This window comes from Falsihalocynthiibacter sp. BN13B15, assembly GCF_041205415.1.
GTDB lineage: Bacteria > Pseudomonadota > Alphaproteobacteria > Rhodobacterales > Rhodobacteraceae > Falsihalocynthiibacter > Falsihalocynthiibacter arcticus.
The window spans coordinates 437,929-453,233 of the sequence record NZ_JBGFCE010000002.1 but is presented as its reverse complement, the minus strand read 5'-3'; the positions used below and the strand labels follow the sequence as shown (position 1 = coordinate 453,233).

The window sequence follows — 15,305 nt, the reverse complement described above, 5'->3', positions numbered from 1 at the left end:
ACGTGTCTTTCGATGGCCTAAGGGTTGCCACCCTCAATATCGCCTCCGGTGACGCGGTCAAGCGCCTCAAGCAACAATTCCGGCCCCGCCCCCTCGCGTGGCGCTCCATCCGAGAGCACCCGACGCCATGCCCGCGCACCCGGACGGCCGGTAAACAGCCCCAACATATGGCGGGTGATTTGGTTGAGCCGCCCACCTTCAGCGATGTGGCGTTCAATATAGGGAATCATCTGGTGCACCGCTTCCACAGGGTCGCTCTCACCCGTTTCGCCGTATATCCGCGCGTCCGCCGCACAGAGCACATCCGCTGGGGAATGATAGGCCGTGCGCCCGATCATGACGCCATCAAGCCCGCGCGCCAACAACTCCTCGGCTTGATCCAAGGAGGTAATCCCGCCATTGATCGAGATGTGCAATTCTGGAAACTGCGCTTTCATCGCCACGACCAGATCATAATCCAGCGGCGGAATATCACGATTTTCCTTGGGCGAAAGCCCCTTGAGCCACGCCTTGCGCGCATGGATTTGGAACCGCGTCACGCCCGCCTGTGCAACTTTGGAAATGAAATCCGGCAGGACTTGGCTCGGGTCTTGATCATCCACCCCAATCCGACATTTTACCGTAATTTCACAGGTGCTCGCCGCCTGCATGGCCGCCACGCATTCCGCCACAAGCGGCGCGTTTTCCATCAGAATGGCCCCAAAACAGCCCGACTGAACGCGGTCACTTGGGCAACCGACATTCAGGTTAATCTCGTCATAGCCGTGGTCATTTGCCAACACACAGGCCTGCGCGAGTTCCACCGGATCAGACCCACCAAGCTGCAACGCCACAGGATGTTCCGCCGCATCAAAACGCAACAAATGCAACGCCTGCCCGCGCACAAGCGCAGGAGCCGTGACCATTTCGGTATACAGCAACGTGCGTTTGGTCAGCAAACGGTGCAAATACCGACAATGGCGATCCGTCCAGTCCATCATCGGAGCAACGGATAGTCTTGCAGAAGCTAATGCATTATTATTGCTCATATTTTAACCGAAATCACATGCTACTTGATCGCACAAATACCCCTGAAAGACTGGAGCAGAAATGGCGTTCGCTAGGAAGCGTGGTGAGAAGTGGGAAGTGCGCAAGCATGGCGTAACCAAGTCAAAATCCTTTACCAGTAAGACCGCTGCGACGGCTTGGGCCACGGCCCTAGAAGCGGAGTTAGATCGCGCAATAGCAGGCCACAATGCAGATGTGAAGACTGCTGCAATGGGTGACATGATAAGAAAGGACCGCTCTGGGATTAAGCCCTACAAACCTTGGGGCCGCTCTAAAGACGCCGCTCTCAATAAGGTGGAGAAGGAATTGGGTCGTCTACGCACCAAAAACCTGACGTCTCGTAGGGTGGTGCCGTACGCTAGCCCAGTTGCGGGGTGAATGCCTTGATTTTGCTCCGCGAACATAACCTGTTCAGCATTGTTCGCTATGGTTTTGGCGGAGCAATGGACTGCTGCGGCATGTTGAGACCAAGAGCGCCCGATAGTGCTTAATGGGATTTTACCCCGTACAAATCCGATAGATTTAGCCGCGTTGCACATGTTTTCGCTAACCTCAGTGAAGTTGGGTTCACCAGCCTGACGGATAACGAACCAACCAACTTCCGTGTGGCCAGCTTCCTGCTCCTTAATCATCGCAGTAATTTGTTCGTCTGTGGTTCGTTCCTCCATTTGTCCGTCCTTGCGGCGAGCGGATTCAACACAACCATTTTTCGAGGGGATCGCGCTAGACCTAACTACTTAAAAAAAATCTAGGTTTCTGAGCATTAGGCGAGGACGCAAACCAACAAAGCATGGGAAATGACAATAAGCGACAAACTAAAACTAGAAGAATATTATGGAACCTCTGAAAGAACTAGTTTGTCGTTTTTAGAATTTGGATCGATTGATCTTAAGAGGGGGAAAAAGACGACTTGGGACTTTCTTACCGACGATAATGCTATGAATCTTATATGATCGCGAGATATCTTCGGGATTTATTAAAATTTCGAGACGTTCTAGACCTCAAGAAAAGCGGTCAAGACTATGTTGACACCTGCATGGCCGTCAATCACCGTACAGTCAATGCTCGCTTGTATAAGGCTGCCTTGTGTATGACGATGGAAGCCAACAAACTCGATGGTCTGTTTGAAATCGGCAGCACTCTTTTTGGTCTCATAGACGAGGTTGATGCCCTGCTCGCAGTGCGTAATGAAGCTCACACCCGTGAGTATTTGAAGAAGATCCGTTTCATCGGCACCGAAATCAGCAGCTTCATGAATCGCACCGCAGAAGTTCTACACCCAGATGGATCAACTGAAGCTTATTAGTGGGCCCTTTGTAAATGCCTATCTCTCCCAAACCATTCCGGCAACGCGTGGGTCATCGTTAAAAGCCGTCTGAGGAAACTCAAGCCCAAGTCGCGGGTAATCCCGAACGGCCTGTGCCCCCGTTCGAGAAATACGGATACGCCACGTTTGCCGATCCAGAGGTGCACTATTCCGAAAGGCCCGACAGTCCAAAACCGCAAAATTCGCCCCTTTGGACGGGTCACGCACCGAGGCAAACCGAAGGATGCCTACGTCGATTTCCCGCGCGGTGTCCGCAATGTTTTGGCAGGAAGTGTAATCCGTGTGGTGCTGCCAATCTGCGGCATCCGCTTTGAGGCCACCCGTCGTCAAATCAAGCGCGCGTTCGCTTGAAAGTGCGGCGGAAAACGCCGTGTAATCCGCTGGATTGTCGGGAAACGGCGTGTTCGGGCTCTCGGCATAGAACAAAAACCGGTAAAAGACCATTTCGGCGAGCGCCGTTTCTGGGGCTTCAGACCCATACCAGACGCCCTTTGTGAGGCCTGCGCGACGGAACCGCGACCCATGTGGATAGGGCCTGTAGCGGAACGGCGTCGCCAGCAGGTAATCCAGCCCCTGACAGTCCTTGGGCAACGGCGGTTTTGTTGTTTCCAGAATATCCTCAAGCATCGCTTGCTCTTCCAAGCTGTCCACGAGGCTTAATGTCGACACGACGTGTTGCGCCTCAACAAGACGCCACGCGGTGCTGTCAATCGGCTGAACCTCAGATTGGAGCGCGGCGGGTGTCCAGATAGGTGACGACATCCATCAATCCTTGTATTGAGGTCATGCGTTCCAAAGGCTGTGCGCCCAAGGCCGTGTTTTCTGATTTCAGCCACGTACAGGCCACGCGATCATCCCCGCCAACAATCGCGTCAAGCGAACGGAAAACCCGCACGAGGAGCGCGGCAAGTTCGAATGATTTCGTGTTTTGGGCAAGAGTGGCTTCGCCGCTTTTAAACCGCGACACCTGCGCTTCGGAAACCCCAAGCACATCTGCCAGAAATCGACCAGACAGACCGAGGCGTGCGGCGGCACGGGTCGTAGCTTTGGTCAAAATCGCCTCACGACTTGGAACAGAGGCCAGTCTTTGGATGGTGTCCATAAGTGCTATTCCTTTCTGTAGGAATATTATATTAAACATATTTCTACAGGAAGGTCAATATTGAGCTGACAAAATGCCGCCTCCTGATACTCACTCAAGCAGGCTAACAATCTCCGCGTACCCTCGTGATCTCGCATGTTGTAAGGGAGTGACGCCGTCGCGGTCCGAGAGGGAAATGTCCGCACCGGCTTCCACAAGTATCTGAACGGTTCGGACGTGATCCGCACCGCCATTTCCCAAAACCACCGCTTCCATCACGGCAGTCCATCCAAGATTATTGATGTGATCGAGCGGGGCACCCCCCGCGACAAGACGCGCGACGACTTCGGCATGACCCAGATGTGCCGCAGCAATCAGGGCTGTGCCGTCATAGACGCTGGTGATCAAATCCGCCTTATTGCCAAGGCTCATGGCCAAAGACACCATGTCGGGATCGTCGGCGACCGCCGCAATTGTCACCACATCATAGACACCATCTTCCAACGCATTCATGTCGGCGCCCCCCTGCGCCAAGGCCGTAAGCGCGTTGTTGTGAGAGGCAAAAGCGGCAACATGTGCAGGGGTGCGGCCAGCGGGGTCCCGCACGTTCGGGTCGGCACCCGCCGCGATCAAACGGGCAATCTCACCCGCCTGCCCTTCATGCGCCGCACGGTGCAGGCCAACATAAGACGCAACATCCGAACGCGATGGGGCGGTTTGGGCATGGGCGGCACCGAACAGCACCAAGGAGGCAGAAAAAACCAGAGAGCGCAGCATATAGATCCCCTTTTAAAAAGCAGCGGCCCACCCTTTAGTGGGAGCGGGCCGCCTTTGGTTTATTCCGCGTTGATGGCGTCAAGGCCAGCCCGTGCGCAGGTCGCGTCAATGTCCCCCGAGGGAGCGCCACCAACACCGATCCCACCGACCAAAGCGCCGCCGATCTTGATCGGAAGGCCACCCGCTTGAATAACCAGACGGTTATCCATATCGCGCAAACCGTCATTTTGTGGATTGCCACCGATGAAATCGGCCAAACCAGCCGTGTCACGGCCAAGACTTGCGGAGGTGAAGGCTTTACCCGTGCTGCTGCCAACCGTGTGTGGCCCTGCGTTGTCGGCCCGCAAGATTACTTTGGTTACACCACTGCGGGCGACGATCGCGACGCTGACGTTGTAACCTTCGGCGGTGCAGGCGTCGACGGCGGTTTGAGCGGCTTTGGTGGCCATGTCGAGCGGCAGATAGGGCGCGGTTGGCAAGTCCTGTGCGAAGGAGGCGACAGGGGCGAGAAAGGCGACAAGAGCGATTGTACGGATCATTGGATTTTCCTTTTGTTTAACTGATAATCCAACTCTAAATCGCGTGCCTGCGTTGCGCCATTCGTAGCGCCCGCAGGGATGTCCGTAGTTCTACGGACCGGCCTGCGCCTCCAGCCAATACCGCGTCAATTCCGCCGCCGACGAGGTGCCCGCCTTGGCCGCAATCGCCGCACGGTGGCTCTCGACGGTGCGCGGCGACAGGCTGAGTGCGTCGGCCATTTGCTTGGTGGTCAACCCCTTGGCAATCATCCCAAGCACTTCCTGTTCTCGCACTGAGAGGTGATGGACCAGCGCCAAAGCTTCGGCCCGCTCTGCTGAAACCTGCTCTTGGGCTTTAAGTTCGGCATGTCCCTTTTGAATCGCATCAATCAAGTCATGCTCATCCACGGGTTTACTCAGAAAATCCATCGCGCCGTTGCGAAACGCCCGCCTACAGGCCTCAATATCGCCATGGCCGCTGATCACCACTGTGGGCCAGTTTATCCCGTGTTCCCGCAGTTTTTCCTGTAGTTTCAAACCAGAAATCGCGGGCATCCGAATATCAAGAATAAGACATCCCGGATCGAGGCTCGCCGCTTGATTTAGGAAGGTCTCAGGCGCGCCAAAGCTGCGCACATTTAGGCCAACTGTCTCAAGCAAAAGGGTCAGCGCCTTGCGCACGGCCTCGTCATCATCCACGAGATAGACATAGTTTTTCATAAGGAACCTCGGGGGGATGCGAGAGGGATGGACAAGCGGAATGTTGTTTGCGGCGTGTCGGCGGCAAGTTCCAAATCGCCACTCATCTCTTCGACCAGTCGTTGACAGAGCGCCAACCCAAGGCCCGTTCCGTCGCGCTTCCCCGTTACAAAAGGTTCAAAAATACGTGGCCTAAGGTCGGGTGGAACACCAGGGCCATCGTCCAAAACTTCCAAAATCGCCCGCCCTTGAGAGATCTGCGTTCTGATCGTAACTTTCGGGTGGTCTGAGGCATCCAGTGCATTGCGCACCAGATTAAACACAACCTGTTCCACCTCAACTGGGTCCGCGACAATAAAAATCGGCTCCTTCGAAAGCTGCAACAAAATGGTGGCCCCGACGGTTTTAACTTCCAGCGCCAACAGCCGATCAACGCTGTGCACCGCGTCATGCAGGGCGCAGGCCGTGGGCGCGGCGCGATTGGGTTTGCTCCATTTTCTGAGGCGATCAAGGATGTCGGACGCCCTTTGCGCCTGCGTCACCGTATCGTCCAAAACTTGCGCCAACCGCCCAGTGTCTCCCTGCCGGACCAAGTGACGCCCTGCTTGTACTTGACTTAGAATAGCGGTCAGGGGTTGCGCCAATTCATGCGCCATTCCGCTGGCCATCTCGCCCATCGCATTGACGCGCGAAGCATGGGCCAATCGGGTTTCTTGTGCGCTCAATTGGGCACGACTTTCGGCGTCCTTCCGGCGGGCGCGTTGTTTAAGGCCAAGGAGTATCAGCAAAAATAACGTCGAAACCCCAGTGATTGCCGCAATGGTTTTCCCCACGGACAACAAGTCAGCCAAGCGTATCGCCAGCGATGTTTCAAGGATCAATGGCTGTGACGCGCTCCCGAGGGGCATGGAGAAACCGGCACCGTCGGGCGCGATTGTTCCCGTCAATACGTCTCCTTCCGGTGTTGAAATTCGGCGCGAGACAGAGGGCCGCTCCCAAAAGGGATCCTCCGATGCCACCAGCGCATTTGCGTCGATGACCAATGCGAGAGCGTGCCGCGCTGCATCTGTATTGGGGCTGCGTTTCACCAGAAAATATTGTGTCGGCCGCGCGGGCATCTGGTGCAACTGCAACGCGCCATTTGAGCTTTGGGCCATCTCGCGGATAAGCGCGGCAGTCCCAACCTCTAGGCGCGGGAGCGATTGAATGCCCACCTCAGATGGATCAAACGAGACCACATCCACTGAAAGAATGCGTGGGTAAAAGCGCTTGATTGTCGCCGTGACATCCAAGAATAAGTCCTGCCGCTCGGCTCCTCCAGCAACAAAAATCGCTGAAAGGGACGTTAAATGTGCGTCATGCTGATCAGCGCGCTGAGACGCTAAACGATGTAGCGTTGCGCTCTTGACCGTCAGCTCGCGTACCAGCCTCTGCCGTTCAAAAAGCGCCAGGGCTGCAACGGTAAGTGCTAAAACAACACCCCAAAGCGCAAGGGTTCGCCAGATATTTTCAAAAGATGTGCGCGCCGTTTTCATCCGTCTTCATCGCATGCGGCCCACAATTCGCCAATCCGTATTTCTACGGTTACGGCGCACAATGGAACGCAAGCGTTTCCACGGGGCAAACTAACGGGAGATCAATCGATTTCTTGCAGGCGTTTTTCGAGCTTGTCGAGCTTGTCGAGTACGCCCGTCAGTGTTGCTTTCATCTGTGCAATTTCGCCCAGAGCGTCATTCACGCCAGCGGGGCGATCATATGTGTCCGCAACGTGGCTGGTGCCATTGCCTTCGCCGCTGATCAACCAGACCATGGACACGTTCAACAATCCTGCCAAAATCTGGATGCGATTTGCGCGCGGCGAGTCGGCATCGTTTTCCCATGCTTCGACGCTGCTGGCTTCGACACCAATCTTCCCCGCCAGACCTTCCACAGTCAACCCTTTGGCCTCGCGCGCGGCTTCAAGCCGGTCGCCGAATGTGGCGACGGTTTCGTTGAATTGGTCGGTATTCTCAAGGTTTATGGTGGACACGACGGGCTCCGCGTTTGGACTGTATTGTTACAGTACACCCTCCCTAACCTACTATGCCTCAAAATTCAAGTTCGCCGCGCGTTTCATTGGAGCATCTGGCAGCGGCAACGCCCTCAAACTGAGGTGATATTAGCCCGTTTTGAAGACCCCTGCCCGCCAGTGCGACAGGCAGGGGATTGAGCGCAATTACGCCTTCCGGAATTTGCCCTGCGCGGCCTGCGGGGGCTGTGACCTGTTTCAACCTAGATTGCCCGATGCGCTGGCGGCATACCCACTCGAATTCACAGCAAGAGTGGTGAATTGAGACTCCATAAAAACATGCTACCAAACCCTTGATATTGGTTATAAAGATAGACAACGGCCAACTAGTCGCGCACTAAAGTGGCAAATCAAAACGAGGAACCCCCATGTCCAACCCTCCCACTGGCCTTGCCCTCAATCCGGCGGCCACTGAACATTTGCCCTATTTTATCGTTCCTCCGGGGGGCACAGATCAAATGTTTACCGTCGTAACTGTTTTCGTTCTTGGACTGATCCTTGCGCTTGGGGTGTTCTACTTCAAACTCCATTCTATTCCCGAGTCCCTTGCCGAAGAAAAGCGCGGCAACCAGCTTCAGGTTATCGGGGCTTTGTCGCTTTTGGCCCTCTTTACCCACAACGGTTATTTTTGGGTTGCGGCTCTGGTTTTGGCCACGGTGACCCTCCCCGATTTCCTAACCCCTTTCCGCTCAATGGCGCGCTCGTTGCTTCGCATATCCAAAAATGGGGGCACGAAAAATGTTTGAAGTTATCGGCTGCTCCTTGATCACAATCCTGCCCGATTACCTGTACCGCCGCTATGGTCAGGGCAAGCGTATCGGCCATGAAATCACGCTGTTTTCGGTATGGTATGTTCTGCGTTATGGCATCACGGCCTGCGCAATTCTGACCCTTACGCTGATCACCATCATCTTTTACTACCACCCCTCCACGACCAATGTGTCGTCGTTTTATCGCACCATTTCTATTCTTCCAGAATCAAATGGCCGTGTGACGGAAATTTATGTGACAACAGGCCAAGAAATGAAGCAAGGCGATCCGATTTTTAAAATCGACGATTCCATGCAAGTGGCCAATCTTGAGGCGGCAAAAAGTACAGTTTCCGAGGTTGATGCTGCGCTTATTTTGGTCGTGTCCCAGCTTGCCGTGGCGGAAGCCACGATTGCCCAAGCCCAAGCCAGCCGAGACCAAACCGCCAATGAGTTGCAACGTAAACAGGACATTTACAAACGCAATCCCGACGTGGTTACAGACAAGGAACTCGACACTTTAACACAACTTTTGGCGACCAAGGTTGCCACATATGATGCCGCAGTTGCAAATCGCGATGGGGTGATCACCCAACGCGACCTCGTCCTTCCCGCCCAAAAAGAGAGCGCCCTATCGCATGTTGTTGAAGCCCAAGTGGCGCTCGATAAAACCCTCATCAGTGCCGGCGTGGATGCCACTATTTTCCAACTGGCGCTGCAAGTCGGAGATATCGTGAATCCGATGTTCCGCCCCGCTGGCATTATGGTCCCCGAAAGTGATAACGAAGGCTCATTCATCGCCGGATTTGGCCAGATATCCGCCGGCGTTATAAAAGAGGGTATGATCGCGGAAATCACCTGTGCTTCAAAACCCTTCACCGTTATTCCAATGTTTGTGTCCCGCGTTCAGGATGTCATTGCTTCGGGCCAGTTCCGCCCGAGCGATCGCCTTATAGACACCCAAGACGTCGTCCGCCCCGGCACGATAACGGTCGAACTGACACCCCTCTATGAGGGACATACTGACGGTATTATTTCGGGGAGCAATTGCATCGCCAACCTCTATTCAAACCACCACGATCTGATTGCCTCCGGCACCTTGGGGTTTGGTATGAAAACGTTTTACCATGTCACCGATACCTTGGCGTTGGTGCATGCAATTTTGCTGCGGTCGCAGGCATTGTTGTTGCCTGTCCGCACCCTAGTTCTATCAGGGGGTCACTGAGGTCTTGGGGGGCGAATATTGGTGAAATTCTCCGACGGAACCCCCCGCGCCTTTGCCGAATACATCGCACGATCCGCAAAGACTGTAAGCAACCCGACATCCTTTGTATCGCTGGGATACTTGGCCACACCCGCCGAAAAACTCAGATCAATGAGATGGACTTGCTTGGTCAAAGGATCGGTATAGTCAAACGGCTCGCAAATAAGATCATGTAGCCGGAGGACGAATTGTTGGATCTGAGCACGGTTTTGCGCCCCTTTCAGGACAACCGCGAATTCATCGCCTCCTAAACGGGCCGCAATGTCGTCTTGGCGCAGGTTTTCCTTGAGGATGCGCCCGACCTCGGCAATCGCCAGATCGCCCGCGTCATGGCCAAGGTTATCGTTGATGGTTTTGAAACCATTCAGGTCGAGATAAATCATAATCAGCGGCACATCAGGTGTTTCCTGAACGTGCGCCCGCAAGGCCTTGTCCATTCCGCCGCGCGTCAAAAGGGAGGTTTTCGGGTCGCGTTTCACCTTTTCTTCGAGGGTCGCATTTTCCATCTCTAGCTTCAAACGGCGCTCAATTTCAAAACGCAAACGCTGATTGAGGTCTTCAAGGCCATCTGTGGGCGAGCTTGTGAACCGTGCCGAAAGGGCGCTTTGTGTCTCAAGGCGGAGCAGGACACTTGGTTTGCCCCGAAAGCTTTGCGATGGTTCCGGCACCACACCTGTACCAAATATAGCCAAGGTCTCCTGCCCTGCCAACTTGATTTGAAAGAGGTGGTTTGCGTTTGGGGCTGCACTTTCTTGCAAGGCGAGCAACGCGGCCTGTGGGTCCATAAAGGACGCGCAAAAGTCATCTCCGAGATTAAACGCGAACTTCTCATTGGCTGCATTATTCACCGCAACGATTTTACCATTAAGGTCAACGATGACGGTCGCGCCAGCATAGGCATTGGCTACTTTTTGGTAATAACTCCCGCCCGCGTTCATGCGCGCGCCCTCGCTTTAGAAGGGCTAAGTCGCTCAAAATCTCTCTCGCAGGCCATACCTGTCGAGGTCCTGACGAATTTGGCTGCGATACTGTCCACGATGATTAACACTTCATCTACACCATTCAAAAATACACTTAAAACATCACTTGATCGACTAAAATTTAATAAGCCCATAACACCTTAACTTGATAGAATTCGACTTAGTGATTTTGCCAAACGGATTTAGGCTCTTAACACATGCCCACACTTTTAGCACGTGTCTCAAAATTGACCAAGCGCGGGCCGTTTTATAGGCGAGTTCTCGCGAAGGCCTTCCAGCAAAGTGATCAAGACTTAGGCGCTATACTGGGAAATGGCTTAAAAAGACACGCTCTTGACTTTGAAGTCGAGAGCGCCCACATACCCCTTACACAAGCGTTCTGCCGCGTGAGCAGAGATTCGCGATCCGCGAAGAGCGCAGTGTAAGCAAAAAGTTTCCCACATCACGCGGGGGGGCCGTCGTTTGGACATAGGTCGGCATTCGGCCACGCCTTTGGCTTCAAACGCAACCCTAACGCCTTCGCTAGTCCTATTGGGCTGGCGCATTTGTATTTTCGGCACGCCAATTGGCGATGCCGTTTAGCGGGTTTTCCCGCGAAAGGACTATCCAATGGATTTCGACATGCTGGGCCTTGCCCCCCGTCTCGTACAAAAACTAGACGAGCTGGGCATTAAAACCCCAACTCCAATTCAATCCCAAGCCATCCCGCACGCCATGAATGGCCGCGATGTGATGGGCCTTGCCCAAACCGGTACTGGCAAAACGGCGGCCTTCGGTCTGCCCCTTATCCACGCCTTGACTAAGACAGGCGTTAAACCTGCGCCGAAACATGCTGCTGGCCTTATCCTTGCGCCAACGCGTGAATTGGCCAAGCAAATCGCCGACAACCTGAGCGCCTTCACCAAAGGCAGCCACATTAAAGTTGGTCTCGTTGTGGGTGGTGTTTCCATCAACCGTCAGATCGAAATGATGACCCGTGGCCTTGATCTTTTGATCGCCACTCCGGGCCGTTTGATCGACCTCATCGACCGTCGCGCCGTAAACCTGAGCACCACACATTACCTTGTGCTTGATGAGGCCGACCAGATGCTGGACCTTGGCTTTATCCACGCGCTGCGCCGCATTGCGCCCCTCTTGCCAAAAGAGCGTCAGACAATGTTGTTCTCGGCCACTATGCCAAAACAAATGAACGAACTTGCGCGCGCCTATTTGGACAACCCCGTACGCGTAGAAGTTTCGCGTCCCGGTCAAACCGCCGACAAAGTCACCCAATCCGTGCACTATGTCGCTCAAAGCGCCAAACAAAGCTTGCTGGTTGAGCTTCTCGGCACTCACAAAGAAGAGCTTTCGCTGGTCTTTATGCGCACAAAACACAGCGCCGAAAAACTGATGAAAAGCTTGTGCGCTGCTGGGTTTACCGCCGGCTCCATCCACGGCAACAAAAGCCAAGGCCAACGTGACCGTGCGATCAAAGAATTCAAAGAGGGCAAAATCACAGTCCTCGTAGCAACTGATGTTGCGGCGCGCGGCATCGACATCCAAGGCGTAGGCTATGTCTATAACTACGACCTGCCCAATGTTTCAGAAAACTATGTGCACCGTATTGGCCGCACGGCCCGTGCTGGTGCCTCTGGTCAAGCGGTTGCCTTCTGTTCCTCTGCGGAAATGGGCGAATTGCGCGGCATCGAAAAAGTAACCGGAAGCCCGCTTCCAATCGCGAGTGGCCGTGCATGGGAAAATGAAACCCCTGCCAAAAAACCAGGTGGCGGCGGTGGCCGTGGATTTGGTGGTGGCGGTCGTCGCGCAGGCGGCGGCGGTGCCGGAGGCGGCGCTGGTGGTGCTGGTGGCGGCCAACGTCGCTCCAATGGTGGCGGCGGAAACGGTGGCGGCCAAGGGCGGCCAAATGGCGGCGGCGGTGCCGGTGGCAAACCACGTCGCAGTGGCGGCGGCGGTGCTGGCGCAGGTGCAGGCGGCCAACGTCGCTCCCGCGTTTCTTCCTAAATCTCAAACAAATAACCCCGCGAAAGTTTTCCTTTCGCGGGGTTTTCTTTTACACAAGTATTTCTGCGTCTTAGCTTACAAAATCAATGTGATTATACAGGGGAAGTTCGCGAATGCGTTGCCCCGTGGCGGCAAAGATCGCATTGGCCAAAGCGGGCGCCGCGGGCGGCACTGCAGGCTCTCCAATACCTCGAATTTTCGTGCCGTTTTCAAGGCCACGCACGATAATTTCGGGCGCTTGGAACAGGCGCATGGCCTCGAACCCATCGAAATTATTCTGGTCGGCGACACCGTCCGAATAGGTCAGCTCCGCCATGATCGCATGGCTCAGCCCCCAAATAACGCCACCTTGAACTTGGTTCTCAAAGTTGATCGGATCAAGCACGCGGCCCACATCGGCGGCAACAAAAACCTTATCGATTCTGATTCCGTCGGGGGTTTGCGTCACCTCAACAACCTCCGCCACCGGAACTCCAAAGGACAAGTTAAACGCCACGCCGCGCCCGCGTCCCTCGCCCATTTTTTCGCCCCAGTTTGACATCTCGCCAACCGCTTCCAACACCTTGCGCGACACGTCATCCGAACACAAACGCAAGCGCTCTTGCAACGGATCGGCCCCCGCCGCGTGGATCAACTCGTCCAGAAAACCTTCGTGCAAAAAGCCGTTGCCGGACGCGCCAACCGAACGCCAAGAACTCACAGGTAAAAGCTCGGGAACGCGATAGCCCGTGACGCGATAATTCGGTATGGCATAGGGTTGATCCCACGCGCCCGCAACAATCGCGATATCTGGGCCCGGTACGGACATTCCCGCACGCCCCATTTGCGAGGCCGTCACGGATTGCGCCGCAATTCCCAAATCAAAACACGCGACTTTACCATCTTCGACACGGCCACTCGCGTGTGACATTTGCATTGGGCGTGGGAAATCATGCGTCATATCCTCTTCGCGGGTCCACGTCATTTTGATCGGGACATTTGGATAAGCGACGGCCAATTCGACCGCCTGCACGATAAAATCATCCTCTAAACGGCGGCCAAAACTACCGCCAACACTCAACGCATGCAGAAAGATATTTTCCGCCTCAATGCCAAAGGTTTTTGCAATTTTGGCAAGCGCAAAGGTAGGGGCTTGGGTGCCTGTCCAGACATCCAAACGCCCGTCTTTCAAAAGGACGGTTGCGTTCATCGGCTCGAGCGGCGCATGCGCCAAATAAGGAATGCGATAGGTCGCTTCAAGCACGTCACCTTTGGCCAAATCGGCCTCAACATCGCCCTCATCTTTGAACTGACTGTCCTGATACTCCTTTGTGAAAGACGCACCAACGGCCTCCCACAAAGCATCCTGTTCGGCAGGATAAGGTGCGGGGCCCCAGTCAAAGGAAATCATATCCGCCGCCGCAAACGCGCGCCATGTATTGTCGGCGATGACGCCCGCGCCGCCGGTGATAGGCACAACCTTGAGGACACCGCGCGCGGCTTTTGCCTCGCTGTCGTCATACCCCAATACCGCCCCGCCAAGACGCGGATTTGTGCGCACGGTCGCATAGACCATACCGTCCATTTCCATATCGATACCATAGGGAAGCGTACCCGTCGATTTTGCCACGATATCAATGCGCTGCATATCTTTTCCGAGGTATTTCCACTCGGTCTCTGGCCGCAAATTGACCTCTTGAACAAGCGTGACGTTGGCGGCTTCTGCGGCCAAATCCACATAGCTAATACGGGTTCCGTCCGCCAGAATAACCGCGCCATTTTCGGTATTCATGGAGGCCACAGATTGGCCCGTCTGTGCGGCGGCGGCAGCCTTTAACGTCTCGCGGGCAACGGCCCCTGCGATGCGTAGTTTTTCGTATCCATCAGGGACGGTCGAAGACCCGCCTGTGATCTGAACGCCCAGAAGTTTACCCAGTACATGGCCAAACGCGCGCGCATTGGTGGCCATAAATCCGTCGTCCGTCGCGGGAAACGGCATGCCTTCGCCTTGTACAGAACCGTTAAAATACGCGGGGCTTGGCATACCCGGATCAACCTTGATGTCCTGCCAAGCAATGTCCAATTCTTCGGCGACCATCGCCGCCTGAATGGAGTATGCGCCCTGCCCCATATCGGTGCGCGGCGTGATGATCGTAACCCCGTCAGCATCAATGCGAACATAGGGCGTCAACGCTGCGTTCCCCTCGGGTAACCCGTCCAAAAGCGGGTTTGTGATGGGTTTTTTGTATTGGTAAAAGCCAAAAGCCACACCACCAACAATCGCCGCCGACCCGATCAGGAACGTGCGGCGCGCAATTTTTCCAGCGCGACTCATTTTAAACGCCTTTCATTTGTAATGCAGCCGTTTTCACAGCAGCGCGTATGCGTGGATAGGTGCCGCAGCGACAGAGGTTTGCGGACATGCCTTCGTCGATTTCGTCATCAGTTGGCGCAGCATTCTGGGACAACAGCGCGGCTGCCGCCATGATTTGCCCCGACTGGCAATAGCCGCATTGCGCCACTTGATGTGTGACCCAAGCGGCCTGAACGGTGTGCATCAAATCTGGCGTTCCCAGCCCCTCGATTGTTGTAACCTCGCCCTCAACATCCATCGCGGCAACCTGACAGGATTTGACCAATTCGCCGTCGATATGGACCGAACATGCGCCGCATTGTGAAATGCCACAGCCGTATTTGGGACCAGTGATGCCGAGTTCATCGCGCAACACCCACAAGAGGGGCATGTCCTCTTCGACATCCAGGTCATGGACGGTTCCATTTACCAAAAGTTTCATCAAAGTATCTCCGACTTTTT

The 15,305-nt window shown here is 54.9% G+C and carries 16 protein-coding genes; 5 read left to right on the top strand and 11 right to left on the bottom strand.

The features are described 5' to 3' along the window. Nucleotides 1–17 precede the first annotated feature (17 nt). Entirely contained in the window at nt 18–1,028 is a 1,011-nt protein-coding gene (gene dusA, locus AB9F26_RS04815) for a tRNA dihydrouridine(20/20a) synthase DusA (protein ID WP_335584808.1), read from the bottom strand. Nucleotides 1,029–1,089: 61 nt separating this feature from the next. On the opposite strand from dusA, the gene AB9F26_RS04810 reads away from it, so the two are divergent. Both AB9F26_RS04810 and AB9F26_RS04805 read left to right on the top strand, forming a co-directional pair. Then, on the top strand, nt 1,090–1,425 hold the full coding sequence (locus AB9F26_RS04810) for a hypothetical protein (RefSeq protein ID WP_369767413.1): 336 nt from the start codon (nt 1,090–1,092) through the stop codon (nt 1,423–1,425). 571 nt (nt 1,426–1,996) lie between these two features. Continuing rightward, complete coding sequence (locus AB9F26_RS04805) at nt 1,997–2,353, top strand: hypothetical protein (RefSeq protein WP_369767412.1); 357 nt, start codon at nt 1,997–1,999, stop codon at nt 2,351–2,353. Nucleotides 2,354–2,371: 18 nt separating this feature from the next. Here the strand turns inward: AB9F26_RS04805 and AB9F26_RS04800 are convergent, their stop codons facing one another. The 7 genes from AB9F26_RS04800 to AB9F26_RS04770 all read right to left on the bottom strand — a co-directional run bounded on the left by AB9F26_RS04800 (nt 2,372) and on the right by AB9F26_RS04770 (nt 7,478). Further along, nucleotides 2,372–3,136, bottom strand: a complete 765-nt coding sequence (locus AB9F26_RS04800) for an RES family NAD+ phosphorylase (RefSeq protein ID WP_369767411.1) — start codon at nt 3,134–3,136, stop codon at nt 2,372–2,374. Continuing rightward, nucleotides 3,096–3,476, bottom strand: a complete 381-nt coding sequence (locus tag AB9F26_RS04795; protein ID WP_335584803.1) for an MbcA/ParS/Xre antitoxin family protein — start codon at nt 3,474–3,476, stop codon at nt 3,096–3,098. Before AB9F26_RS04795 ends, AB9F26_RS04800 begins: the two co-directional genes overlap by 41 nt. 90 nt (nt 3,477–3,566) lie before the next feature. Beyond that, nucleotides 3,567–4,232, bottom strand: coding sequence for an ankyrin repeat domain-containing protein (locus tag AB9F26_RS04790; protein WP_335584802.1), 666 nt, complete (start codon nt 4,230–4,232; stop codon nt 3,567–3,569). Between the two features lie 59 nt (nt 4,233–4,291). After that, nucleotides 4,292–4,771 carry a heme-binding protein gene (locus tag AB9F26_RS04785; protein ID WP_369767410.1) on the bottom strand — a complete coding sequence of 160 codons (480 nt, stop codon included), beginning with the start codon at nt 4,769–4,771 and terminating at the stop codon, nt 4,292–4,294. A 90-nt stretch (nt 4,772–4,861) separates the two neighbouring features. Further along, nucleotides 4,862–5,470 carry a response regulator transcription factor gene (locus tag AB9F26_RS04780; protein ID WP_369767409.1) on the bottom strand — a complete coding sequence of 203 codons (609 nt, stop codon included), beginning with the start codon at nt 5,468–5,470 and terminating at the stop codon, nt 4,862–4,864. Then, entirely contained in the window at nt 5,467–6,984 is a 1,518-nt protein-coding gene (locus AB9F26_RS04775) for a sensor histidine kinase (protein WP_369767408.1), read from the bottom strand. Before AB9F26_RS04775 ends, AB9F26_RS04780 begins: the two co-directional genes overlap by 4 nt. 101 nt (nt 6,985–7,085) lie before the next feature. Then, a complete protein-coding gene (locus AB9F26_RS04770; protein WP_335584798.1) occupies nt 7,086–7,478 on the bottom strand; it encodes a helix-turn-helix transcriptional regulator in 393 nt (130 codons plus the stop codon). Between the two features lie 407 nt (nt 7,479–7,885). Between AB9F26_RS04770 and AB9F26_RS04765 the strand changes: the two genes are divergently transcribed. Together AB9F26_RS04765 and AB9F26_RS04760 are read left to right on the top strand one after the other, a co-directional pair. Next, entirely contained in the window at nt 7,886–8,263 is a 378-nt protein-coding gene (locus tag AB9F26_RS04765) for a hypothetical protein (RefSeq protein WP_335584797.1), read from the top strand. Continuing rightward, the gene (locus AB9F26_RS04760) at nt 8,256–9,491 is read left to right on the top strand and encodes a biotin/lipoyl-binding protein (RefSeq protein ID WP_335584796.1); all 1,236 of its coding nucleotides are present in this window, start codon (nt 8,256–8,258) and stop codon (nt 9,489–9,491) included. The genes AB9F26_RS04765 and AB9F26_RS04760 overlap by 8 nt, the downstream gene beginning before the upstream one ends. Here the strand turns inward: AB9F26_RS04760 and AB9F26_RS04755 are convergent. Continuing rightward, the gene (locus AB9F26_RS04755; protein ID WP_369767407.1) at nt 9,485–10,468 is read right to left on the bottom strand and encodes a GGDEF domain-containing protein; all 984 of its coding nucleotides are present in this window, start codon (nt 10,466–10,468) and stop codon (nt 9,485–9,487) included. The two genes, AB9F26_RS04760 and AB9F26_RS04755, sit on opposite strands and share 7 nt — an antisense overlap. A gap of 651 nt (nt 10,469–11,119) precedes the next feature. On the opposite strand from AB9F26_RS04755, the gene AB9F26_RS04750 reads away from it, so the two are divergent. Next, a complete protein-coding gene (locus tag AB9F26_RS04750) occupies nt 11,120–12,511 on the top strand; it encodes a DEAD/DEAH box helicase (protein WP_369767406.1) in 1,392 nt (463 codons plus the stop codon). A 70-nt stretch (nt 12,512–12,581) separates the two neighbouring features. Here AB9F26_RS04750 and AB9F26_RS04745 read toward each other — a convergent pair whose 3' ends face one another. After that, on the bottom strand, nt 12,582–14,825 hold the full coding sequence (locus tag AB9F26_RS04745; RefSeq protein ID WP_369767405.1) for a molybdopterin cofactor-binding domain-containing protein: 2,244 nt from the start codon (nt 14,823–14,825) through the stop codon (nt 12,582–12,584). Nucleotide 14,826: 1 nt separating this feature from the next. Beyond that, nucleotides 14,827–15,285, bottom strand: coding sequence for a (2Fe-2S)-binding protein (locus tag AB9F26_RS04740; RefSeq protein WP_369755489.1), 459 nt, complete (start codon nt 15,283–15,285; stop codon nt 14,827–14,829). Between the last annotated feature and the right edge of the window lie 20 nt (nt 15,286–15,305).